Annotated in this window: 24 protein-coding genes; 11 read left to right on the top strand and 13 right to left on the bottom strand. The window is 47.8% G+C overall.

The window, feature by feature from the left end; all coding sequences use genetic code 11:
• Nucleotides 1–15: 15 nt before the first annotated feature.
• A complete protein-coding gene (locus KJS69_RS21710) occupies nt 16–900 on the bottom strand; it encodes a carbohydrate ABC transporter permease (protein ID WP_213585887.1) in 885 nt (294 codons plus the stop codon).
• A gap of 191 nt (nt 901–1091) precedes the next feature.
• Complete coding sequence (locus KJS69_RS21705; RefSeq protein ID WP_249730653.1) at nt 1092–2411, bottom strand: ABC transporter substrate-binding protein; 1320 nt, start codon at nt 2409–2411, stop codon at nt 1092–1094.
• Nucleotides 2412–2549: 138 nt separating this feature from the next.
• Between KJS69_RS21705 and KJS69_RS21700 the strand changes: the two genes are divergently transcribed.
• Both KJS69_RS21700 and KJS69_RS21695 read left to right on the top strand, forming a co-directional pair.
• A complete protein-coding gene (locus tag KJS69_RS21700) occupies nt 2550–4052 on the top strand; it encodes a sensor histidine kinase (RefSeq protein ID WP_213585886.1) in 1503 nt (500 codons plus the stop codon).
• Between the two features lie 80 nt (nt 4053–4132).
• Nucleotides 4133–4816: a response regulator transcription factor gene (locus KJS69_RS21695; RefSeq protein WP_213585885.1), complete on the top strand. Its 684-nt coding sequence runs from the start codon at nt 4133–4135 to the stop codon at nt 4814–4816.
• 71 nt (nt 4817–4887) lie between these two features.
• On the opposite strand, the gene KJS69_RS21690 is transcribed toward KJS69_RS21695, so the two are convergent.
• The 4 genes from KJS69_RS21690 to KJS69_RS21675 form a co-directional block, all read right to left on the bottom strand.
• Nucleotides 4888–5328, bottom strand: coding sequence for a hypothetical protein (locus KJS69_RS21690; RefSeq protein ID WP_213585884.1), 441 nt, complete (start codon nt 5326–5328; stop codon nt 4888–4890).
• A gap of 29 nt (nt 5329–5357) precedes the next feature.
• Entirely contained in the window at nt 5358–7583 is a 2226-nt protein-coding gene (locus KJS69_RS21685) for an MMPL family transporter (protein ID WP_213585883.1), read from the bottom strand.
• A gap of 68 nt (nt 7584–7651) precedes the next feature.
• Nucleotides 7652–9028, bottom strand: a complete 1377-nt coding sequence (locus KJS69_RS21680) for a sensor histidine kinase (protein ID WP_213585882.1) — start codon at nt 9026–9028, stop codon at nt 7652–7654.
• Nucleotides 9025–9705, bottom strand: a complete 681-nt coding sequence (locus KJS69_RS21675; protein ID WP_213585881.1) for a response regulator transcription factor — start codon at nt 9703–9705, stop codon at nt 9025–9027. The genes KJS69_RS21680 and KJS69_RS21675 overlap by 4 nt, the downstream gene beginning before the upstream one ends.
• A gap of 278 nt (nt 9706–9983) precedes the next feature.
• Between KJS69_RS21675 and KJS69_RS21670 the strand changes: the two genes are divergently transcribed.
• The 4 genes from KJS69_RS21670 to KJS69_RS21655 all read left to right on the top strand — a co-directional run bounded on the left by KJS69_RS21670 (nt 9984) and on the right by KJS69_RS21655 (nt 14135).
• Nucleotides 9984–10793, top strand: a complete 810-nt coding sequence (locus tag KJS69_RS21670) for a helix-turn-helix domain-containing protein (protein WP_213585880.1) — start codon at nt 9984–9986, stop codon at nt 10791–10793.
• Between the two features lie 119 nt (nt 10794–10912).
• The gene (locus KJS69_RS21665) at nt 10913–11917 is read left to right on the top strand and encodes a Gfo/Idh/MocA family protein (protein ID WP_213585879.1); all 1005 of its coding nucleotides are present in this window, start codon (nt 10913–10915) and stop codon (nt 11915–11917) included.
• Between the two features lie 19 nt (nt 11918–11936).
• Entirely contained in the window at nt 11937–12776 is an 840-nt protein-coding gene (locus KJS69_RS21660; RefSeq protein ID WP_213585878.1) for a sugar phosphate isomerase/epimerase family protein, read from the top strand.
• A 552-nt stretch (nt 12777–13328) separates the two neighbouring features.
• Nucleotides 13329–14135 (top strand): DUF2935 domain-containing protein, encoded by an 807-nt coding sequence (locus tag KJS69_RS21655; RefSeq protein ID WP_213585877.1) that lies wholly within the window; start codon nt 13329–13331, stop codon nt 14133–14135.
• 238 nt (nt 14136–14373) lie between these two features.
• Here KJS69_RS21655 and msrA read toward each other — a convergent pair whose 3' ends face one another.
• From msrA to KJS69_RS21620, 7 genes are all read right to left on the bottom strand, one after another.
• Nucleotides 14374–15033, bottom strand: coding sequence for a peptide-methionine (S)-S-oxide reductase MsrA (msrA, locus tag KJS69_RS29780; protein WP_374706693.1), 660 nt, complete (start codon nt 15031–15033; stop codon nt 14374–14376).
• A gap of 298 nt (nt 15034–15331) precedes the next feature.
• Nucleotides 15332–16174 carry a DUF4097 family beta strand repeat-containing protein gene (locus tag KJS69_RS21645; protein WP_213585876.1) on the bottom strand — a complete coding sequence of 281 codons (843 nt, stop codon included), beginning with the start codon at nt 16172–16174 and terminating at the stop codon, nt 15332–15334.
• A complete protein-coding gene (locus tag KJS69_RS21640; RefSeq protein WP_249730660.1) occupies nt 16171–16716 on the bottom strand; it encodes an HAAS signaling domain-containing protein in 546 nt (181 codons plus the stop codon). Before KJS69_RS21640 ends, KJS69_RS21645 begins: the two co-directional genes overlap by 4 nt.
• Complete coding sequence (locus tag KJS69_RS21635) at nt 16703–17032, bottom strand: PadR family transcriptional regulator (RefSeq protein WP_213585874.1); 330 nt, start codon at nt 17030–17032, stop codon at nt 16703–16705. Before KJS69_RS21635 ends, KJS69_RS21640 begins: the two co-directional genes overlap by 14 nt.
• Nucleotides 17033–17312: 280 nt before the next feature.
• Nucleotides 17313–17591: a hypothetical protein gene (locus tag KJS69_RS21630; protein WP_249730652.1), complete on the bottom strand. Its 279-nt coding sequence runs from the start codon at nt 17589–17591 to the stop codon at nt 17313–17315.
• Nucleotides 17592–17995: 404 nt separating this feature from the next.
• The gene (locus KJS69_RS21625; RefSeq protein WP_213585873.1) at nt 17996–19033 is read right to left on the bottom strand and encodes an S-layer homology domain-containing protein; all 1038 of its coding nucleotides are present in this window, start codon (nt 19031–19033) and stop codon (nt 17996–17998) included.
• A 295-nt stretch (nt 19034–19328) separates the two neighbouring features.
• Nucleotides 19329–20111: an AraC family transcriptional regulator gene (locus tag KJS69_RS21620; RefSeq protein WP_213585872.1), complete on the bottom strand. Its 783-nt coding sequence runs from the start codon at nt 20109–20111 to the stop codon at nt 19329–19331.
• Nucleotides 20112–20199: 88 nt separating this feature from the next.
• On the opposite strand from KJS69_RS21620, the gene pyk reads away from it, so the two are divergent.
• From pyk to KJS69_RS21595, 5 genes are all read left to right on the top strand, one after another.
• Nucleotides 20200–21633, top strand: a complete 1434-nt coding sequence (gene pyk / locus KJS69_RS21615; RefSeq protein ID WP_283777479.1) for a pyruvate kinase — start codon at nt 20200–20202, stop codon at nt 21631–21633.
• A 559-nt stretch (nt 21634–22192) separates the two neighbouring features.
• The gene (ctaG, locus tag KJS69_RS21610) at nt 22193–23086 is read left to right on the top strand and encodes a cytochrome c oxidase assembly factor CtaG (protein WP_213585870.1); all 894 of its coding nucleotides are present in this window, start codon (nt 22193–22195) and stop codon (nt 23084–23086) included.
• Nucleotides 23087–23120: 34 nt separating this feature from the next.
• The gene (locus KJS69_RS21605; protein WP_213585869.1) at nt 23121–23459 is read left to right on the top strand and encodes a c-type cytochrome; all 339 of its coding nucleotides are present in this window, start codon (nt 23121–23123) and stop codon (nt 23457–23459) included.
• 63 nt (nt 23460–23522) lie between these two features.
• Entirely contained in the window at nt 23523–24104 is a 582-nt protein-coding gene (locus KJS69_RS21600) for an SCO family protein (protein WP_213586011.1), read from the top strand.
• Complete coding sequence (locus KJS69_RS21595; protein ID WP_213585868.1) at nt 24104–24493, top strand: FixH family protein; 390 nt, start codon at nt 24104–24106, stop codon at nt 24491–24493. The genes KJS69_RS21600 and KJS69_RS21595 overlap by 1 nt, the downstream gene beginning before the upstream one ends.
• Nucleotides 24494–24803 lie beyond the last annotated feature (310 nt).

Here is a 24803-nt window from a genome sequence, read left to right as displayed (position 1 = left end):
CTCCCCTCCGGCGGTTCAATAATGGACCCATTTCTTCTGGCCGCGGAACTGGATCAGTGTGATGACTAGAATGAGTGCGAACAGGATATAGGCCATCGCGGAAGCGTAGCCGAACTCGTATCTCTGGAACGCCGTATAATAAATGTCATACACTAGCACCCGGGTCGAACGGCCGGGGCCGCCTTGCGTCAGCATGAAAATAAGGTCAAACACTTTAAACGAATTAATAACGGCCATGATGACGGTGAAAAAGATGACCGGCGACAGCATCGGAATCGTAATGTTCGTAAATTGCGATACTTTACCGGCCCCGTCGATTTCCGCAGCCTCGTACAAATCTCTCGGAATCCCTTGCAACCCGGCTAAATACAAAACCATATAATAACCGACAGAATGCCAGATGTTGACGATAATAACGGAGATTAACGCCCATTTCGTTGAGGATAACCAACCAGGCGCATTGTCGACACCGATGCTGTGAAGAAACCCGTTAATCGGTCCCATTGTCGGGTTGAACAGCAGCTGCCAGACGACCGCAATCGCGATCGTAGATGTAATATGAGGCAAGAACATAGCCGTCCGGAACAGCTTCATGCCTCGGATTCCGCGGTTCAAGGCCACTGCCGCGAGAATTGACAAGAATAACGTGGCCGGTACGGATACAACGGTCATCACCAAGCTGTTCCAGAACGAAATCCGAAAGTTCTCATCCGACCATAGCCGGATGTAATTGTCCAATCCGATCCACTCGATTTTTCCAAATCCGTTCCATTCGGTGAAGCTCATCAAGAACGAGGCTATTACCGGAAACAGGATAAAGATTAGAAAGCCAAGGATATTCGGAAGGAGGAACGTATAACCGATTAATCTGGCTCGGCCTGCCGATTGAAGCCTTCTCAAATCCCATCACTCCTTCTTGAAATCAGACCTTCGCGGGGCAGGGATTTCCCTGTTCCCTGTGCAGATTACATTATTGTCCTCTCTGAACGGGCGCCTCCCGGCGCAGTTGCAGGCGGCCTCGCGAACGTCTGACCTTAATACGGCCATCGGAGCCGATACATATACGGCTCCGATTCCGGCCTGTTCATCTATTAATTTGCTGCAAATTCTTTACCGAACTTGTCGGCCCATTCTTTTTGCACCCGGTCGGAAATTTTTTCAATCGCCTGATCGACGGATTGCTGCCCCGACAATGCGAGCTCTCCCTCTTGAGTGAATATAGTATTAACGATGATGTTTTTCACCCCGGGAAGAAGCGGATACTCCGGATATTCCTTCTGCTCCAGGAAGTAATGGATATTTTCCGGCTTGCGTGAACCGTCACCCGTATAGGCTTTCTTGATCTCATCATTCGTGAAGCCCGTCAGCAAGCCGCTGCCTGCGAACACCTTCGCGCCCTTTTCACCGGTCATGAACTCCAATACTTTATAAGCTTCTTCTTTATGCTTCGTGTTCTTATTAATCATGACGGACACTGGAGTAGCCAGACTTGTATTGGCCGGAACTCCTTCCGGATGCGGTACGGGCACAACATCCCAGTCGAAATCGATCTTTCCCTCATCCTCTGCTTGACGCAGCTGGGCAATATGCCAATCCCCGATCAGATTCATCGCTACGTTGCCTTTTTGGAATGCCGAATTATAGTGAGCAGATGTCGTCACCTGCTCCGACCACGGCATAATGGAACCGTCTTTTTCCATGTCAAGCCGGAGCTGCAGCGCTTTTTTGAACGGTGTCATATCTTTGTCAATAATAGAAGCCCCTGTTTGAACCCCTTGCATATACCAGGTTTGCGGCCATTGTTGCAGGTAAGCTCCGTAAATTTTCGAGGCGCCCTCGCCTTGAGTCATTTTTTTCGCCAGCTCGCGGAATTCTTCCCAATTCATATCATCCTTCGGATAATCGACTCCCGCTTGGTCGAACAGCGTTTTATTGTAGTACAACATCCAGTTCGACTTTCGATACGGCAATCCGTATACTTTGCCATTCACTTTTAACGTGTCGTACAGCGGACCGAAGCCGGAGACGTCGGTGTTGTTGTTTTTGATTTCATCGTCAATCTCCTCTAAAATTCCCGTGTCGAGAAAGGAGTCCATGTTTCCGCTGAACAAATCAATGTTGTCTCCGGAAGAAAGCTGCAGCCTCAGCTTGTCGTAGTATTGCTTCTGAGGAATCGTTTCAAATTCGACGGTAATGTTCGGATTTTCCTTCTTGAACTCCTCATAAGCCAACTGGAATTCATCCAGATCGTCGGGCAGAACCGTCATGCGCAGCTTGACCTCGCCGGCCGATTCTCCTCCGCCCTGTTTATCCCCATCCCCCGGCTTGTCTGCGTTCGCTCCGCAGCCGGCCAGCATCCCGACAACCAGCGTAAACGCTGCCACACTGAGAACCTTTTTCTTTATTTTCATTTGAAAACCCCCCGGAAGTTTAGTATGATGAAATCGCTTAACTGGTACTTCTGATTGTATCGGGCCAGAAGGGGATTCGAGAAGGAGTAAACTTTATACCCCCTCCTCCCGCTGCCGTCCAACATCGGAGATGAAAGCATGCTCTACTTTACACTAAGCTTTGTCTTAATTGCCGTTCTGCTCACTTATCGCAAGCTGAACAGCTCTTCCACACGTTGGCTTTACGGGATTCTGTTCGGCTGGATTCTGGCGTTTATTTCGCTAGTGCTTTATTTGAGTAAATTTAACTTCTACTATAATGTGATTCACCGGTTTTTCGACTTCAGTCCGGGAACCTGGAACTATCTCGTTCTCAATAGTCTGAACCCGGATTTGCTGATCCGATTGCTGAACATCGGAGTGCTTATGTTTCCGTACTGCCTGCTCGGCTTTGCCGTTACCTTTACGAGCAGACGCAGGACGTTCAGGCCCGCTGTCTATCAATGGACCGCTCTGGCCTTGCTGCTGATCCAAGTCGTGTACTATGACCCCGGGTTTCAGGACTGGCTGCAGAATTGGATGTATGGAGGCGCTCGCGATCTGGACTGGTCTGGAACGCTCGTTTTCGCGCTGGACGAAGGATTTCACTGGATTAACCGGCTGTTTATTGCCGCCGCTTTTATCGTTCTGGCATATGATTATGTAACCTACCCCAAAATCCGGTTCTTAAGAAATTACTCGCTATTCCATCTGCTTAGCCTGCTGCCCGTATCACTCATCTACTTGCTTTTATTTTCCTGGGCGCCGCGGGTGCTGGTGCGGGCGACGGTCATTCCGGGCTACACGAACTATCTGCAGCCTCATATTCGGGCTAGCGGCTTGCTGTTTAATTGGTTTCCCTATATCGTGTTTCTCGCGTTTGCGTTTATGATTTATATCATCTACACTTACAATTCCATTGAAACTTATCGCCGAAATCGGGACATTCAGATTAATAAAAGTATAGATACGGCGACTTTGGGGGTCCGGGCTTTTACCCATGCCTTGAAAAATCATCTGCTGGCCATCCATTCGGAAGCGGAGTACTTGAAAGAGAAGCATGCCGATGACGAAGAAACCGTCTACAGCCTGGAACTGATGCTGTCCTCTTGCCGGACAGCTATGGATAACATTCATTCCGCAGCGGGAAGGCTTCGTAATATTCAGCTTAATCTGCAGCCAACTTCCCTTCACGAGCCGGTTCTTTCCGCCGTCAGCCGCTTCCGGCAGCAATACCCGGACATTCAGGTTAATGTTTCGGCAGCGCCTGAGCTTCCAAGCGCGTATATCGATTCACAACAGATGGACGAGACCATTTACAACCTCCTCATCAATGCTGCGGAATCGATGGTTGAACGCAATCGCGAAGGGCGGATTGTGATCCATCTCGAGCAGCAGAACCGATGGGGGATTATTTCGCTGACTGATAACGGACCGGGAATGGACGAGGAATTGCTGGAGCGGATCTTCACGCCGTTCTTCACTACGAAGGCTTCGGTCAATAATTGGGGAATCGGGCTGTCATACTGCCACCGGATCGTTGAGGGGCATGACGGCAAAATTACAGCGGAAAGCCGGAAGGGAGAAGGCACGACCTTCAAAATTATACTGCCGATCCTATAATCTCCCGCTATTTCGGTTCCCCTCAGCCCGCTAACGAAAGCAGGGGGGTATAAAACATTCCCCTATTGGAGGTGAATTCCATGAAAGAACCTATCCGGGTATTGATTGCAGACGACATGGAAGCCCATCGCCGCCGATTGGAGCGGATCATTGCCGGATGTGCGGACATAGAGCTGGTCGCTTCGGCCAAGTCAGGATATGAAGCCGTGCTGTATGCCGCTATGCATCAGCCCGATATCATCCTGATGGATATCGAGATGGAGGATGCTTATGCAGGCATTCATGCCGCCAAGCAAATTCATGAGAAGCTGCCGCATATCCGGATCATTGTGATCACTGTGCATAATGACGACAACATTATTTTTGCCGCCTTCCAAAGCGGCATTAAGGATTATATTCTTAAGTCGGCTCCCGCGGAGGAAATTGCTGACGCCATTCGCCAAGCACACGGCGATCAATCGCCTATCCGGCCGATTATCGCCCAGAAGATTCGTGATGAATTCGTCCGCGTCAAACGCAATGAAGCGAGCCTCCTGTACATCATTCGCATCATCTCGGAGCTGACTCCAAGCGAGCTGCAGGTGCTCAAGCTGCTGTGCGAGAACAAATCCCGCAGGGAAATCGCCCTTGAGCGCTCCGTCGAACTGGAGACGATCAAGAAGCAGATCAGCAGCATTCTGAAAAAGTTCGATATGCCAAGCGCCGCGGACGTGGTCAGTGCGGTTAACGAGCTGAAAATTTTCGATGTATTGAAAAAGCTGTAATGCCAAGTAAGATTAATAGAAAAGAAAAAGGGCTGCCCCAACGGGACAACCCTTTTTTAATACCAGATAACTTAAATTCTCAGGCTAACGACCAGTACGACTCCAAGAATCAGCACCATGAAGCTAGCGAGTACCGTCATATATCCTGCGAGCTTAACATTCCGACCTGACCCGCCGATTAAACGTTTCTTTACTTTGCTCCCCATGATGCCGGTTATAATCAGGGCAAGAAGAATGATAGTTCCCCCGCCCTTCTCCATTACTTCCAGCCATACAGGCTTATCTGACCCCAATCCCATTTGAACAATCAGGAATACTCCCGTGATCAACACAATAACCGCACTGGAATGAGAGAACAGGCTGAACGTTCGAATAGACCGTTGGGCCAGCGTATTTCCCTCTGTCGAGCCCAGCTGCTTTTTCAGCATCCCCAATGTGACCACCTTGCCCAGAAGAGCTCCGAGCCAAATCATTAATCCGGCCAAATGCAAGAACAATAAAAATCCAAACATTTCCTTTCTCCTCCTTTTGAATGCACACTTCAATTCCGGGTTGCCGGATGATCCGCTCGCGTCTGATGAGGTTTTGACTTTCTATAGCCGGTCAAAGCCAGCACCGATGGAAGCAGCATCCCGCGAACGAGAAATGTATCGATCAGAATCCCCATCGCCATCGTCATGCCGAACAAAAACAGCTCCTGCAGCGGCTGCGTAATCAACACGCAGAAGGTAGCGGCCAGGATAATGCCGGCCGATGAAATGACACCTCCCGTGCGGGAAACTCCTCGCCGGATCGCTTCTCTCCACTCATATTTCCGGGCCTCTTCTTTAATTCGTGATACAAGCATGATGTTATAATCCACCCCGAGCGCTACGAGAAACACGAAAGTGTAGACGGGCAAGCGATAGCTGATTGAATCATATCCGAGCACCTTGTGAAAAATGGCCCAGCCCAACCCCATCGTCGCTGCATAAGAAAGCAGAATCGTTGCCATCATATAGAAAGCTAGAAGAATGGATCGGGTCTGCAAGGCCAGCATAAGCGTGATAAAAATCGCAATGAGTGAAAAAATTAGCAGCATATCCCGCTGGTTCATTATGCGCACATCCGCTTGCTCCGCGGTTTGACCAGCGTAATGAAGCGAATATTGGGACGGATCGAGCCCGCTGTCTTTCAATAACGCCGTACTGTTATCCCTGAGCGACTCGAGCCAATCCAGTGCTGCGGGATCATAGGGGTTAGCCTCCAGCGTTACCTGCAGCTTGAGAGCATGCTTCGATTCCGCCAAGAAATTCCTCGGCAGCGGTGCATCGGGATCAGCCAAATCGGCAGTGATGGCCGGCTTGATCTCATAGATGCCGCCGCCTTGTTCAATAGCTTCACTTAGCGAGGCCAGCTTCTCCACCAAATCTGAATTCAGCTCCAGCTCCTTATCCGATTTCAAAACAACGGAAACCGGTGCCAGCTTGCCAGGCGGAAAACGATCTTCCAGAATATCAAAGCCTTGACGCGAAGAGATATCCTCAGGGAAAGATTTCAGCAGGTTGAAAGAGTAGCTCATTGTGCCGAAATTTATGGAAGCCGCTGTCAGCAGCACCAGGAGTACCGTCGCTGTGACCGCCGGCTTTTTAGTGACGAAGGTCCCCATTCGGCTCCAAAATCCTTTGGTCTTGGCCTCTCCATCCTCCAGCTTCGGAATGAAGGGCCAGAATACCTTCCGTCCGATCAACGAGAACAAAGCGGGAATTAAGGTCAAGCCTCCCAGCAAAATAACAACAACCGCGACGGAAAATACAGGAGCGAAATGATTATACGGTTTGAAAACAGCCGTAAATAAAGTCAGCATTGCCACGAACACCGTACCGCCGCTGAACCATATCGGCTCTGCAACCTGGGCCATCGCCACTTTCATCGCATCGTATTTGGAACCGAATTTCTTCAATTCCTCCCTGTAACGGGAAATAACGAATAAACAATAGTCGGTCAAAACGGCAAACAGAAGAATCATCATGATAGATAAAGCCTGTTTATCTACAACAAACCAGCCGTTCTGCGCCGCGAGCCCCAATAGGCGGTCCACTACCTGATATACCATGACGGCTATTAAGAGCGGAAGCACCGCAAGCAGCGGCGAGCGATAAATAACGATCAGAATGATCAGAATCAACCCGATTGTGGCAAACATCAGGACGAGATCGGCATTTTTGAACAAGGTGATCGTGTCTGCAGCTATCCCGGCCGGGCCAGTCATTTCGAACTGCAGGCCCCCTGTCCCTATTTGTTCAACCTCGCTTCGAATCTGCTGTAAAGTGTCATAAATTTGATCCGACTCCAAATCCTTTTGCAGAGCGACATTCAGCAGCAGAGTCGATCCATCCTCAGAGAACATCTGATTCTGGACGGACTCGGGAAACTGGTGAAACGGCAAGGCTCCCGAGACATGCTCCGGTTTGCTTTCCGAAGCCAGCCATTCGCTGATTTCGCTGATTTTGCCCCTTTCATCCGGTGTTATCTCCCCCTGAGCATGAAAAACAAGCAGAGCGACCAACCCGTCATCGGAAGGAAACTGCTCTTCCATAATCGCTTGAGCGGCAGCCGAAGGAGTATTCTCGCGCACGCTCCCTTCTCCACTGTTGACGGCATACTGTTTGGCTCCCGGACCGATTCCGCTCAAGGCGACAATAACGATAAGCCAGCAGGCAATAACAATTTTCGCGCCCTTTGGACTGCTGACGGAACGGGCCAAACGATGAAAAAAACGATCCATAGTGCCTTAGCCTCCTTTTCTCCTACATGATTGTAGGACAGGAATATGAACGCACCATGAACGGAACATTACAAATAAGGCAAGTACACGGTAAAGGTCGTTCCTTCGCCAAGCTCGCTTTCCACTTCGATTCTTCCTTGATGCAGATCGATAATTTTATGGACAATCGACAACCCTAGACCGCTTCCTTCCCGCAATCGGCCTCTTGTCCTGTCGGCTTTATAAAAACGGTCAAATATATAGGGAAGCTCCGCCGCCGGAATTCCAATGCCGGTATCACTAATTTCGATGACCACCTCTTGTTCCACTCGCAATTCAATTCGGATCGTATCCCCGGGGCGACAGAACTTAATGCTGTTCGTAATTAAATTGAACCAGACCTGGTACAGAAGCTGCGGGTCGGCCGTGATTACCATCTCGGGCAAATCCGGCTCTACCTGCAAATTTTTGTCCGCCCACTGCCACTCCGTAACGATGAGAATTTGCCGGATTTGCTCGTCCAAACGAAAGGCGCTTGGCTTCATCACGCTCGTTTCTTTGTCCAATGCGGCCAAGGTCAGAAGCTGCTTGCTTAAGGAGGACAAGCGTCGGCTCTCGTCCTCAATGATTTGCATATATCGTTCCTCCTCTTCTGGCGACACTTCTTTGGCCAGAATGGCTTGGGCAAATCCTTGAATGGATGTCAGCGGGGATTGAATTTCGTGAGATACGTTCGCTACAAACTCCTGTCTCATTTCATCCAGTTGTTTTAACGAATGGGCCATCGTTTGAAAATGCTGGGCCAGATTCCCGATTTCATCCCGCCGCGATACGTCCATTTCGATGTTATAATCTCCACGAACAATTTTATCTGTTGCCTCCGTCAGCTTTTTCACAGGCTTGACGATGTATCTCGTAAAGATGACAATGAGCGCAATGCTGGATATGAAGGTGATGCCCAGCAGCAAGGCGACCAGAATTCTTACTTCCCCGATCTGCTGTTCCAGATTCGGACGAACGAAAATAGCGTACGTCTCGCCGTCTACCTGGAGCGGCAGACCTACGCTGTTCCGGATGCTGTTTTCGAAGAAGCCCGTCACCATCAGAAAATGGCGTTCTTCCATAATCCCGTGGTACGTTTCACCAGCTAGTACGCGATGCACCTCTTCCTCATCAAAGTCGGTGTGCTTAAAAGGCGCTCCATAGAATTCGCCCTCCATCCGGCCGTTGACCACATAAATTTGAAATCCCATGTTCGCGACGCGGGTAAGATAGTTCTCCCTATTCATCTCAGGCGTCTCTTCATACAACTTCCGGATTTCGTTTGCAATATTCATTATTTTTTGCTCGCTGTATTCCCGCATGTTGCCAAGATAATAAAAATTGACCAGTGCAAGAGCGACGATGCTACTGATCATAGAAATCCCGATAAAGGTAAGAACGATTCGAATGTATAGCGTTCTCATTGTTCCGGCACCTCAAGCTTGTAGCCTATTCCTCGCACCGTCGTTATAACAAAGTCATCGGATCTGTCTTGAAACCGTTCACGCAATCGTTTGATATGAACATCGATCGTCCGGCTATCTCCTTCGTAATCTGCTCCCCAAATGAGCCCTAGCAGCTGTTCCCTTGTAAAAATACGACCCGGATGACTGGCCAATTGGGACAGAAGCTCAAACTCTTTTAACGGAAGGACTACCGTTTCGTCCCCTTTCCGAACTTCATAGCTTTGGCGGTCGATCGTTATCTGATTAAGCTTGATCCATTCAGACGATACCAACTGGTACCTGCGCAATAACGCCTTGATTCGGAACAACAGCTCTTGCGGCTCGAACGGCTTGACTAAGTAATCGTCAGTACCGGACAGAAACCCTTTTTCTTTATCCGCTATTTCCCCTTTTGCCGTCAATAAAATGACGGGAATATCATAATATTTTCTAATTTCCTCGCACAGCTCCCAGCCATTTTTGCCCGGCATCATAATATCTACAATAGCCAGATGAATTTGCTCGTTTTCCATTAGAGACGAGGCTTGCTCCCCATCCTCCGCTTCAAACACGGTATAACCTTCCTTCCGCAGATTAAAGCGCAGCAACTCGCGAATATTCGGATCATCGTCTGCTGTCAATATATGAATTCTCAAATTATCCTACTCCTTCAAAATATACAGTACTAAAGAAAGCTGTCCTTCCGTTTCGAAGGAAAGTGCCTCCGAAGTTTCAAACCTCTAAACTATCCCCGGTGAATATATGAAAACATAACGGCATGTGGCTTTGTAATTATCATTGGCTTAATAGGATCATAATAGCAAATTTTTCTTAGTAAAGCGCTTTGGAAGAACCTATTGCACCATTTACGTTTCAGTGCCATAATCCCCTTAACGACAACTTTACGGCTTGGATCCGTGGAGGTCCCATTCCTATGCAAATTCCTTTCGAAGTCAGGAGCTTCATCGGCACCCACGACAAAACCTGGCATGATGATGGATTTCATCATCATCCGACACTGGAAATCAGTCTCGTCCTGGAAGGACGGGGATTGTTCGAGTGGACGGAAAGAACAAGACATATCGAAGCTAGCCACGTCATTATTATTCCGCCCGGAATTCCTCATCGTTTTGCCGCAGTTTCGCACGTTCGATTCGGAGTGATTCATCTGAAGGGCATTCCTCCAAGGCTGCTGGAATTGACCGCGAAGCTCGCCCCAGATCAGGGGCAGCCCGCTCTGGCCACTTTGTCCAATCTGGATAAGGAACGGTTCGAGCTGCTGTACCGGGAATGGCTGCGCCTGCAGGCATCTCCTCTGCAGGATAGGTCAAGAACATATACCGCATGGATGGAGGTGCTGCTGCTGTTCCTGCAAGAGCATACGAAATCGGATTTGCAGGCGATGACCATCACGAAAGCGGCCGATTATATCCGCGAAAATTTGCGCCAATCCGTACAGATGACGGACCTCGCCGAGCTCGCTGGAATGACGGTAGCCGGATTTCGCCGCATGTTCGAGCGGGTTTATCGGATGAGTCCGAAGCAGTATCAGCAGCAATGCCGCATGCAGGAGGCTAAATGGCTGCTTAACTCTACCGATCGGGATGTGAACGAAATCGCCTCCCAGGTCGGTTTCAGCCGGCTTCATTCCTTCTCCCAATGGTTCAAGGCCGTGGAAGGCGTTTCGCCAACGATGTGGCGCAGAAAGCATCAAATGAAAGACGGGGGACATTCCTGGAAGTGACCCTCTCTTTCATTTTTTTGCGTAAATTATGGCTCGATTTCCATAAATACATTAACGATCGGATCGATTAATGTTGTTCCTGTACATATTCAACTTTTGAATGTGAGGAGGCAGCAAGGATGAAAAAAGTAAGAATCGGGTTTATCGGTGTAGGAGGCATGGCCGAGGGACATTTGAAAACGCTTCGGAAAGTGGAAGCCGCCGAGATTACAGCCGTCTTTGATATTAACGAAGCAAGGGCCCGGCAAATAGCCAAAGAATACGATGCCACTGCCTATGAATCCAGTGAGAAGCTGATGGATTCCGGTCAGGTCGATGCTATATTTATCTGCACTCCGCCGTTCGCTAGGGACAGCATTGAAGAAGCTGCGGCCAAGCGAGGGATCCACCTGCTGGCAGAGAAGCCGATTGGCTTAAGTCTGGAGGAAGCCCGCCGCAAGGAGAAGATCATTCGCGACTCCGGTATCATCCATTCGTCCGGCTACTGTCTGCGATATCTGGATACCGTGCAAAAGGCGAAGCAGTACCTGGCAGGCAAACAAATCGACATGATCCTTGCGTACCGGCTTGGTGGAATGCCCGGCGTTCCTTGGTGGCGAGTCATGGAGCGATCCGGCGGACAGCTTGTGGAAATGGCCACCCATCAGGTCGATTTGATCCGCTACATGGCTGGTGATTTCCGGGATGTCCAAGCGATCTATGCACGGAGGCATATCCACCGGGTTCATCCGGAAGCCACCGTTCCCGATGTCGGTGTCGTATCGTTCACCCTGCAATCCGGGGCGGTCGGTACGATCAGCAATACCTGTCTATCCAGACATCTCGGCCGCGGCGAGGTCGAACTGTTTGGACATGATTTCTATGTTTCGGTAAATGGAAAATCGCTTCGCATTGTGGATGACGAGCAGCGTCTGGAGGAAACGACCGATGTCGACTTTGTTTTCGAGCAGGATCGGGCTTTCGTAGAAGCCGTCCGGACAGGGCGACGCGAACTGGTGCTCGGTGATTACTCTGAAGCGGTCGCAACGCTGGCCGCAACGTTAGCGGCGAATGAATCGGCAGCCGAACGCGGAATGGAAGCGGCACCGCTCATAGCCGCTGCAGATGAGCCGCTTAACCCATAGTAGGAAGGAGGACCTGCAGATGCTAAAAGGAGTTAATCAATGGTGTTTTCCCGAAGGTTATCCATTAGAGCGGGTGTTTGAGGTAAGTCGGGAAGCGGGCTATGATGCGGTAGAGCTTAACGTGAATCCCGAAGGAGGAGTAGGGCTGACCATGGAGACGACCGCCGCCGAAGCGGAGCAAATCGGTCGGTTGGCCCGCCAATACGGATTGCAGCTGCGCAGTATCTCGACCTCCCTTCTCTGGAGGCACCCGCTTTCTTCCGATGATGCCGCCGTTCGTGAGCAAGGAGGCCGGATCGTCCGCAAGCAATTGGAGCTGGCGGAGCTGCTCGGCGCGGATACAGTGCTTGTAGTGCCGGGCGCAGTTAATGAGGCTACCTCCTACGACGCTTGCTATGAACGGAGCCTGAAAGAATTGAATGGACTCGCGCGGGAGGCAGAACAGCGCGGCGTTCGAATAGGAGTCGAAAACGTGTGGAATAAGTTCCTGCTGTCTCCGCTTGAAATGAAGCAATATGTAGACAGCATAGATTCTCCTAACGTGGGCGTCTATTTTGACGTAGGCAACATTCTGGCCTACGGTTTTCCACAGCAATGGATCCGCATCCTCGGAGCCCGCATCTTCAAAATTCATGTGAAGGATTTCCGCCCCGGTGTCGGTACCGGTCAAGGCTTCGTGCCGTTGCTCGCCGGTGACGTAAACTGGCCCGAAGTGAGAGCCGCCCTGCAAGAAATCGGCTATACCGACACGCTTACCGCCGAAATTGGACGATACGCCGCGGATCCGCTGCAAGCCGTCTACGACACTTCCCATCATCTGAATGTCATTATCGGCAAAGAAAGACATTCAGAGGTTTAGCACGGTAGAATAGAAAATATAAGTGTCACAATGAAAATAGCTAGCAAAAACCGTCCCGGATAACTGAATCCACAGGACGGTTTTTGAGGTTGGGCCAAAGTCAAGCTCACCGACAAATAGGATACTTAAACCCTCCCGCCAGAAGCTTTTGACTGTTATCCCCTTTAATCAGGAGGCCATCCAAAGCATGCTTCTGGACCGCTGGCAAACTTTCTCTTATTAGAGAAATATTTCGATTATTATTTTGCTACATGGTTTTTGTAAGTCAGGTATTGAGCCCCGCGGACTAAATTAAGCGTTCCTGATCCAAGGGGATATAAGTCAGAAGGAGAAGGCGACAGCATATTACAGCTTGTTGAAGTTCAGTTTTATAGTTACCCAAAGGTTAATAGATCCACGCAACGAGTTGGCCCGAGCAGGCTTCGATCATTAATTTGCCGCCGATCGCGCGAATTTGAGCGGCCTGCCGGCAAGCGAATTTCGTGGATGATGGGCACATACCCCAAACCACGCATATGCTGTTAAAAATACATGCGGGAGGAATAAGAGGATATGTCAGATGTTTTTGTATCGCGTTCATTGGACGAAATCCGTTTCTGGTCACGGATTATGAAGGAGCATTCCTTTTTTCTGAGATTAGGATTTCGATGTGAGGATACGCAATTGATCCGGGAGGCGAATCAGTTTTATGCGGTATTTGATGAAATTGAACGGCGTTCACATACGTTCAATTCAGGAACCGATCCAGAGCTTATAAGACGGTTTAATGCAGAAGTCCGCAACGCGGCTGCTCATATCTGGGCTTTTAAAAGAAAAGTGCTAGGTCTGATCCTTCGTTGCCAGCTTCCAGGATCCAATAATTTCCCCCTTCTGGTCGATCATATAAGCCGGGAAGCCAACTATTTCAGGAACCGTTTGGATGAATTAAATTCAGGACAGCTAGAGCCGCTGCCAGATGCTATTATTGACGAAAATGTATTCTTCTTACGGATAATGGCCGACCACGCCAAATTTATCGGTCATCTTCTGGATCCTTCGGAACGACAGTTAGTTGAACAGGCCAGAAATTTTAGTGATGAATTCGATCAATTATTATTTCAAGCCAGAGATTTGGATTCCATGCGTCCCCAATCGCAAACGATTCCGCTGCTGGATCAATTTCTGGATCAAAATCGGGTTTCCGTCCAATCCCTTGTCAACTTTAAAAAGACAGCCAAAGAGTTAATTGAAGCTTGTCGGATAAAAAGCATCATTCATCCGTTATTGGCTGATCATGTTTTTCGTGAAGCGGAAAGATTCCTTTCCATCATCGACATGTTTGAGCATAACCTGAAGGCCGTGGCCTCCGCAAAAAAATGAGTGATAGCACTTTTCTTACTAGCAGATCCAACCGAATTCAATCTTCCAAGAGATCCCCAGCCGCAGCATAAAAAATGCCCTATTTCAGGTAGGGCAGCCCGCCAAACCTGAAATAGAGCCTTCTCGAAGGTTATTGGACGGCTTCTGCTAAAAATCCGTAGCCTTCCCGCTCCATGTCCTCCAGAGCAACGAAGCGGATTGAGGCGCTGTTAATGCAATATCTTTTGCCCCCTTGCTCCTACGGATCATCCAGAAGGCTCAGATCGATGTGACAGTATCCGTTCGGATTTTTTTCCAAATAATTCTGATGATACTCCTCCGCGAGATAATAGTTGGTTAACGGAAGCACTTCGGTAACTACAGGCTTGTCGTATTTATCCTGCTCCCGTTCAACGGCTGACGTAATGGCGGGAAGATCTTCCTCTTCCACGTAATAGATTCCCGTGCGATATTGAACTCCTCTGTCATTCCCTTGCTTGTTCAGGCTGGTCGGGTCAATGACCTTGAAGAAGGCTGTCAACAGCTCCTCCAGCGAAATCCGCTCGGGATCGTATTTCACTTCAACAGTCTCCGCAAATCCCCTGTCCCCTTTTATAACCTCTGCATAAGTCGGATCTTCCCCTGAACCGTTGGCATATCCGGACGTCACATCGCTGACACCATAGATCCGTGACATGTATGCTTCCACTCCCCAAAAGCAGCCTCCTGCCAAATAAATCGTTCGCAGCTCGATGTTGGAATAATCTACTGTAGCATTGGGATTATCCGGCATCGTTTGCGGATGGTTCGGCAAAACATTGGAGCCCCCAGCTGTTACCGAGTCGTACTGAGGTGCACAGGCAGTCACTAACAGTGTCAGCAGACAGAATAACCCGACATAGTAGATTCGCCTCATCATTTGCCCCCCTTTTGTTCCTCCTTAATTTATTGAATGTCCTTAAACGTACTCGTAATTATCTCATTGGACTGGTGCCCGGGCGCAACCGTCACCAGTACTCCGTCGGTACCGATATAATAAGAGCGCTTTGCTCCTCCCCATTCCCATATCTCCTCCCGGATGAATCATTTCATAGTTTAGTTTATTAAAATTATGAAAAAGCATCCCTGGATACCAATCCGGGATGCCAACAAATCTTTATTTAGCTGGATCGAGAAAAATCGATACTGCACCGGCACTGCCGCAAGCTGTGACGGCCTTACTGTTGGCGAATACGGACATTGCCGCTGGTCGCCTGCAATTTCAGAAGGGGACCACCTTGCCCCACTTCGCCAAGAATTCGGTTCTCCGTCTTCTCCTGGAATGTTAAGTTCGGCACTTTGGCGGATACATCGCCCGATCCTGCCCGCATATCTACCTTGAATGACGGGGGCAGCTCATGAGCATTTAGCTGGATATCGCCACTTGTCGTTTCGACGGTTATGTTGTCAGACAAGGCAGCATTGGTTATTTTTACGTTCCCCGATGTTAAGGCAGCATCAATTTCTCCCTGCGCCTCTTGGATCGAGATAGTGCCTGACTTTCCTCGAAGCTTCATCCGCTGGCCGGCAAACTGGTTAACCCGCATATTTCCACTGCTGGTCTGGATCGCCAAACGATTAGCCTGCAAGCTATCCACTTCCACATTTCCCGAAGACAATTGAATATTCACATCCTCATATAGCTTCTCTGGAACTTTAATGGTTAGTGTAGGACTGGATTTGCCCATAATGAGAATTCCCCATTTCTTGGTTGCTTCCGCCTTCACCTTGAGCTTATTTCCCGAAGCGGAGGTGCTTAACCGGAACTTATCTTTGAATTTTCTATCGATGTACTCACCAAATAAATGAAGCTCGACTTCGTTTCCGTCACCGGGAACAAACTTAACATTAATAGAGTCTGAATCTACCTCGATGGAGCTGACGGAGGAGGCGTCTACTGTTTTTTTCTCATCCACGGTTATAAACAGTTCAACCCTGCCGCTCATCCACATGATGACCATTCCGGCCAATCCGAGCGCAAACACGATAGCCGCTGTACGTGCCACATTTTTCAAGCTCATTTGTGTCTACCTCCAATTACGTTCAAATTCCAGCGCAAGTAATTTAATACTCCGCGAAAAAACAGCTTGGACAGCGATGCAGCCCCGACCCCGATAAGAACCCCTAAAGAACAGCAAGTAACACCCAGCAGCAAGGTCCAAACGAGATCACTCTCCGGTTCCAATATGAACAGCAAGACGGGAGAGACCACCAATACACCGGCAGCGGCGAATAGCGCTATTATAACGGCAAATACAGCGACAAAAGGACCTAATATAAAGATCAGATTGAAAAAACCAAGACCAACCGACGCAATTACCGCCCGTGATGTCGAGCGGAGATTGGTTTGTTCTATCGCTTGCTTAATGTGATAGTGCACATTCATTTCTTTAGCGATCAATTTCGGACTGCCCAGCCCCATCGCAATCTCTGCTTCGTTCTTCCCTTGCGATTTGCCTATTTCAAAATGCTCCTCATAATCGGACATAATCTCCCGCCGATCCTGAACGGGAATCCCCGCGAGCAGTTGTTCCAATTCCTCCATAAACTCAGCTTTCGTCATCACCCAATGCCTCCCTGATAATCTCGTCGACCCCTTGCGTAAAGTGCCTCCATTCGACGACAAGCTCCGTCATCATCATCCAGCCGTGCTTAGTCAGCTTGTAATATTTGCGCGGCGGCCCTTCCTGCGACTCCTGTAAATAGGTTGTAAATAATCCTTCCTGAGTCAGCCTGCGAAGCAGTGGATACACAGTTCCTTCGGCGATTTGAAACTTTTCAGAAATACTATGCACCAATTCATAGCCATACCGGTCTTTCTTCGCCGTCATTACAAGCACGCACAACTCCAGAACGCCTTTCTTGAACTGTACGTTCAACGGTTATCACACCTGTTCGTTTTGTAGTAAACGTTACTATCTACTGCATATTACTTAGTACCGTTCGTTGTATAATATCATGCGGTACAATACATTGCAAGGTACTGTTGCTTAACTTATAGCTTTCAGAGTAAAATGGACGGGTTGTCCTGTTGCTGGGTGACGATTTCAATCTGATCGCCGAAAGTTAAGTTATAAATCTTGGCGTGAAATATTAAAAAAAGGCCGTCCCTTGGTCTGATATGACCTTTGGAACAGCCGCATGCGCAACCCCTCTCGTCTATTCGTCATTCACTCTGTCTTCTTCCGCATCGATATCGACTGCGGCATCAAAGACGCTCTCCCCCGGGACTTGGGTGATCTGGTCCTTTTGCTTTACCCAATAATCGATGTTTTGGTACCACGCCTTAAACGAAGCATCCAGAAGATGCTCCCGATTAGAATCCTCGTTAACATCGGAATCGACCTCCATCCCCTCCCTATCCAGTTCAAGAAGTCTATCCTCTCCGCAGTGTTCCGTCCGTTCTTGATTTTGGTTGGAATCATTCCCTACATTCATGTTATCACAGCCTCCTAAACATTCCCGCTTAAACAATCCGGTTTCATTATTTTGTATGAATAAGATGGGATCTATACAAAGGATTGATCCGTTTAGAAAATCCTATCCGAACGATATAAGCGGCAATAAAGAAGGCTCAATCTCTAATCAATGCTTGACGATTACCAACAGAACTTGTACAGACATGCTTGCGTGGAACGGTACGTATGTCCTCATGCCATCCGATATCCACCAAAAGCCTTCCTTTCGGATGATCGATCAGATAGACGGATACAGGGACCCATCGTCTTTTGGCCTTTGGCCGTAAAAATCCCGTAAACGGGGCAGCAAGAAAACACCTTGGATAATGTTTCCTTGCCTGCCCATAGTTGATGGGATTGAACCGACTATTTCCAACTCAGTCTTTAATCAATCTTATAATCTACATAAAAAGAAGTGAGAGTCATCTTTTGATCATATGTTTTTCCTTCGGTTTCATATTCCGAGGCTACCATGACCCTATAAACACCTGATTTAGGCAGCTCAATATCGGTGGAAAATTGGCCATCCTTTATCGGTATCTCAACAGTGGTTACAGGATTGAATATACTCGAATCCCAGTACTCTACTGTAATGAAGAGGTCCTTACCTATGGCTTGAGCAACAGTTCCAGATATCGTATAAGATGGACGACGGACCAAGTTATACCCGGCAGTTGGCGAGGCAAAATCTACCTGACTATATCGAATGAGAGAATCATTTGAGGGCTGCTCTACAACTAAAGGAAAAGTCTCAAAAGGACTTAGCTGCAAAGTGGCTGGATCATACGAGTTCCCGTGGATTGGGCTTGGGTAAAGCATATCCTGCTTCGCTTTAAGATTTTTAATAAAGGTTACCGCTTCTGCTCGAGATAATAGATCATGTCCTTTAAAACCTTCAATACTAGAATCGGTTTTACCTTCAGCCAATCCGCTATCCAATAAAAAACGAATGGAATCGTCAAAATTATAGTTTCTGCCGTTAGCATTGGTAATAATCTTGGCAACGTACATACGAGCCATAAGCACATTATACTTGGGGCTCATGGAGTTATCACTTAATTTACTGGATGGAGGGACGATGATACTGCCACCCCATCCCATATTAAATGCGTATTGGAAGTATGGTTCTCCCCAGTAACCGCCATTTTCGTCCGGTAACTTATCTTTATCCAGATAAGCACGAACAAGCATAGCAATGAACTCAGTTTGTGTAACGGACTGCTCGGGTTTGAACGTACCATCGGGGTAACCATCGACAATGTCCTGTTCAGTAGCCCAGACTATGGAGTCGTAACCCCAATAATCTTTAGTAACGTCTGTAAATTCTCCCCTCTCACCTTGAGCTCCGGCCGGAAGCAACCCTACCAGACACAGTGTAACTATACACAAGATGGCACATCGTCGAATTCCCTTTTGACTCATCCTACATTCCTCCACTCATTTTAAGGTCATAGTGTAAGACGCTACAAGGAAGCCAAAAAGCAATCGAAAGGAATTGCATCTCGGAGCAGGACCGGAATCGTATGAAAACCGCTTAAATGCAGCCCATCCCGTCCATCCCACGATCCAGTTTTTGGCCCCCGATTCCCCTAATTCGAAAGCGTTCAAATCCTCAACAAGATTCCATTGAAAATTAGACATGCTTCTCCCTCCATACAGATAAAATATTTACGAGATTTATATAGAAGTTCAAAGTTAAAAGTTTGTAGTTTGAAGGTTACAGTTGATGTCGCTCGCTTAAGTAGGAAGACGGAACTTTGCCGGTGATTCTTTTAAATATTCTATGAAAGTAGGAAACGTCACTATAGCCCAGAAATTCTGAGATTTCATTAACCGTAAGCTGGGATTCCGTCAACATATAGATCGCTGTGTTTACTCGAAGCATATGTACATATTCACCTATGGTTTGCCCGGTAATAGTGCTGAATAATGATGCGGCGTAGTTAGGACTTCTGCGAATAGCTTCCCCAAGGTCTTCCTTTGTTATTTTGCTCCGATAATGATCTTTAATATAGATCCTCATGATTTCCACTAACCTGTACTTCCCGGAAGATAAATTCCTGCGGTCCCATTCTATGTTTATGTAGGTCAGAATCTCCGTTAGCAGTGCAGCGGTCATGACCTCATAATAAGAAGGCCGTTCCGTCCACTGATCCTTTATTCTTTTGACCCGCTCATAGATCAGATCGTAACAGCCTATTTTTAATTTCACCGCTTCTTTGCTTTCTAAAATAGGCAGTTGGGGATCTTCCCCTGTTTTCACGAAATCCATTCCATACTTGCTATGAAAAACGGTAGGGATGCTTTTTCCATAATATTGTGCTCCCGAAGGAATGAGCAGAATATCTCCTTTCTCCAGAATAAACTTTTCATTATTAACCCAATATACGCATTTTCCATAAGTCACTAGGATTAAATGGAATATTCGCGATTTTACTTCTTTTTCCTCCTCGTACCCGCCCATTCCTCCAAAGTGGCATACATGATTTAGTTTTATCATTATCTATCTCCTAATTTCCGTACTATTTTATAATCATAGTACTATAATTCATGGTTTCTCACGAATGAAATAGATAGAATATGGGAAAATGTATAGGAGGAAAACTATGCGTAAAACTAAAATACTATGTACATTGGGGCCATCCTGCGATACCGTCCCTGTTCTAAAAGAAATGATTCAGGCCGGAATGAACATAGCGAGATTGAATATGGCCCATGGCGAACCGGAGGACCAAATCGGAAGAATCCGTAACCTTCGTCAGGCGGCTGCCGAGCTAAATGCAATCATCCCCATCATGCTCGATATTAAGGGGCCCGAAATCCGAATCGGAAGCTTGCACAATTCCAGTTATTCGCTGGTCAGGGACAGCAAAATTATTCTGACTACTGAACAAATAATTGGCGATTCCAAGCGGGTATCTGTTACTTATCAGAGGCTTCCCGACGATGTTAAACCTAATACCAAAATTCTGATCGACGATGGACTGATCGAGCTTTGTGTAGACGCTATCGAGGAAAAAGAAATTCATTGCAGAATCGTCCATGGAGGAACGTTAAAGCCAAGAAAAAGTGTCAACCTTCCGGGGATCAAAACCGATCTGCCAGCAATTACTAAGAAGGATGTTCGGCATATTCTTTTTGGAATAGAGCATAACCTGGAGATGATTGCGGCCTCCTTTGTAAGGAAAGCGGAAGATATTATAGAAATTAGAAGGATTCTAGAGGAAAACAATACAGGGCATATTCAGATTATTTCTAAAATAGAAAATGAAGAAGGCGTAAGGAATTTAGAAGATATTATAAACGTATCGGATGGCATTATGGTCGCGCGCGGAGATTTGGGTGTAGAAATTCCAGTCGAAGATGTCCCTATGGTTCAAACAGAAATGGTTGAAAAATGTCAGCTAGCCGGCAAGCCGGTCATTATTGCTACCCATATGCTGGAATCCATGCAATTCAATCCGCGGCCTACAAGGGCTGAGGTTAGCGACGTAGCTACCGCCGTACTTCAGGGAGCAGACGTCCTTATGCTTTCGGGAGAATCTGCCGTTGGTCAATTTCCGGTGGAATCTGTTACCACGATGGCCTCCGTTGCGGAAAAAGCGGAAATCATGTTTGAGAGCAAAGAAATTTCACCTTATCCAAAGGCAGGTTCTGTGAAGAACATGACCGAAATCATCAGCCAATCGGTAGTTAGCGCCTCCATAGAACTGGGGGCTGCAGCGATCATTACCCCGACTGAAAGCGGAACTACTGCCCGTATGGTAGCAAAATACCGCCCGAGGGCACCCATCCTGGCCATCACCCAACATGATGAGGTATTGCCGAGACTATGTCTGTTAAGGGGAGTCGTTCCGGTCAAAGGGAATCCCGTAACTACGACCGATGAAATGTTCGAGTCCGCTATCAAAAATGGACTCCAAACCGGCTTGATCAGGAAGGGAGATTTCATTGTCATCTCGGCCGGAGTACCGATAGGCGAAGCAGGAAGAACTAATTTAATGAAGGTGCAGCAGATTTAGTCAAGCTTACTCATCATAATAAGCTTACGGGACAAGACTGTCTTTCGCAGCCTGTTCTCGTAGGTCACCATACATAGACCGATAGATACCCCCTTCCTAGAGAGAAGCATTCCAACCCGGTAAATGGAACAAAGCTGCCATTCAGGCAGCCTTCTCCTTTTTCACCGCAAAATTTTACGCAAAAAAACATTCCCTTCCAACGCTGGGCCGTATACATCCGGTAGCGTAGCAACCGGAATAAAACCATTCTTGCCATAAAAAGCTATAACATCGTAATCCTCTGCTGATTTGTCGAAACCTAAGATCACTCCGTTCAGTCTTTCCTAACATACTACTACACATCCATTTGAGATCTGGAGTGAGAGTTTGATTATTACTGAACTTTCCTGCTAGAAACGCTCTTTTCAGCGACAAAAGAGATTATTCCACCCACTGTCCACTCTTTTGTCATAACTTTCTCACAAAGTGTTCACCGTCATAGCCCCCTCGAGTCATAGCCTGCCTGCCGTCCATTCCGTATAGTTAATAAAGATGCATGATGAAAGGACGGTACGGGAATATGTCGTTTTCACTTCTCCTTGATTTGTACGGCCTCAGAGCTTTTTTTAGTCCCGAGCTGATTGCGGTCATCATCGTACTGACTGCTGCTTATTTGTATGCGACGCGCCAACAGCCGGGCAAGGCTCCGTTGGTTACGGTTCGCCGTAAAATTTTGTTTATCTTCGGGATGGTTTGTTTATATCTGGGATGGGGCGGTCCGCTCAATGTGCTTGGTCATTTTTTGTTCGGAGCCCACATGCTGCAGATGGCCATCCTGTTTCTCGCTATGCCTCCGCTGATTTTACTTAGTCTTCCGGTTCCATGGTTCGAGAAGCTGCTCAGGCCTAAGTGGGTTAAAAAGACGGTGGCCGTTTTGACTCAGCCTATTTTTGCGATTCTGACCTTCAACTTTTTGTTCTCGCTCTATCACATGCCCTTTATCTTCGATCCGGTGATGTCCAATTTCTCACTGCATACCGCTGTCCATTTGCTACTGGAGATTACCGCTTTTATGATGTGGTGGCCTGTCGTATGCCCAATCGCCGATATGGAACGCTTGAGCGGATTGATGAAAATAGGGTATATGTTTGCCAATGGGGTATTGATCACGCCCGCCTGTGCATTAATTATTTTTGCCGACGTTCCGTTGTACAAACTGTATACCGAAGGGGCGGCCTTGCTCTGCCTGCCTTTTGGCTTCGTCAGCTTTGATACACCCCAGTCACTCAATCTGCTGCCGATGTCCATCCGCGAAGATCAACAGGCGGGAGGAGTCATCATGAAAGTCACCCAAGAGATTATTTATGGCTGGGTGCTGGCTTATAACTTTTTTAGATGGTACCGCATGGAGAGAGCGAAGGAAGAAAACGAGGACTGGGATCTCGAAGAAATGGCTCCGGAACCCCGTTATTAAAATAAAGTGATAAACGATTAGGAGGAATTCATCTATGAAGTGGACAAAATGGACTGCCGTTATTTTAATAGCTATTGCTGTAGCAGGATGCGGCAGCAAGGCAGAGCCCAATGGACTGGAGGCCTCAGGCTCCACCATTTCCAAAGAAGAGGTAGCCGAGAATACGATTTATAAAAGCAACTGCTTATCCTGCCACGGAGCGCAGCTCGAAGGAAATATGGGGCCTGCCTTAAGCACTATCGGCGCTAAGAAAAGCAAAGACGAAATCGTGCAAATTATTGAGGACGGTAAAGGAAGAATGTCCGGCTTCAAAAACCGGTTGAAAGAAGAAGAAATTCATTCATTAGCTGAATGGCTGGCCGACAAAAAATGATTCTAGCCCATAATCATCAGGCCCAGTAAACCTATCAAGGAGGCCAAAATCTTGAAAAGCCGAATGCTGTTCGTTTTAACGGTTATCATTGTTCTGCTTGCTGCAGGCTGCGGCAAACCTCCTGACAATTCCAAGCTGAATTGGCCGGTGCAGGACTTCACCTTTACCAATCAGGAAGGACAGGCCTTTGGGCTTGCCGATTTGAAAGGCAAGGTTTGGATAGCCGATTTTGTCTTCACCAATTGCGTCACCGTCTGTCTGCCGATGACCTCCAATCTGGCTCTATTGCAGCAAAAGCTTCGCGACGCCGGAGTCGATGTAGAAATCGTCTCTTTCACGGTTGACCCTGCCCGGGACACACCCGAAGTATTAAAAACATACGGGCAAAACTATGAAGCGGATTTCGCCAACTGGCACTTCCTGACCGGTTATACACAAGACGAAATTAAGAAGTTCTCGGAAGGCACGTTCCGATCGGCGGTGCAGAATGACCCGAATTCGGATCAGGTTATTCATGGAACGGCATTCTATCTCGTGAACCCTGCGGGAGTCATTGTCAGCAGATACGAAGGTGCGTTTGATACGCCTTTTGAACAAATCATCCAGGATGCAAAGTCTATTCTAAGGAAGGAGAAAGCCAAATAATGAAGCGTACCTTCCTTCTTCTCATCATAATTCTAGCAGCGATATCATTAGCCGGATGCGGAACGGTACAGAATAACCAAACCGACTTCCTGCAATTGATTGAAGTCGAGCTGACTCCCCCGGCACAGATTAAAGCCGGAGAGACCGTCGCTTTATCCACCAGAGTCACCCAGAATGGTCAACCTGTCGAGGACGCCCAGGAAGTTCGCTTTGAAATCGGACAAGTCGACAGCGACGAACCAAAAATGATCGAAGGCTCGGGGCAAAAAGACGGCGTTTATTCGATAGAAACGAAATTTGAAGAAACGGGTACTTATTATATCGTCGCGCATGTTACCGCCCGGGGAGTGCATTCCATGCCGCGTAAGCAATTTGAAGTCATTCCTTGACGGAGCGCGATTCGATCATGAGCTAACCCTTCGGGGATATGCCCATGTGAGCCGTACAGCTTAAGCAAGGAGCAGCACTTTATTCCGTGCCGCTCCTTGCTTCTTCTTTTCTAGCCACTCGTAGATTCCTGGTTACTTAAAAGCATCTGGAGTCTGATGAACCACCGCGCAGCGCATAAATGACAAACTCTTCTCCATTTTCCTCTAACAAGCAATCTCTTGTATTGCTTAGTTGCAGCTTTTCGATAACGTTCAATGCGTTCAGCTCAAGCCTGGCCGCGACAGAATCTCCATGCAGCACATTCATTAT

Origin of the sequence: Paenibacillus sp. J2TS4, assembly GCF_018403245.1 — a bacterium.
Classification (GTDB): Bacteria; Bacillota; Bacilli; order Paenibacillales; family NBRC-103111; genus Paenibacillus_L.
Note: the sequence above shows the minus strand (reverse complement) of the source record. Positions and strands in the feature narration are given on the sequence as shown.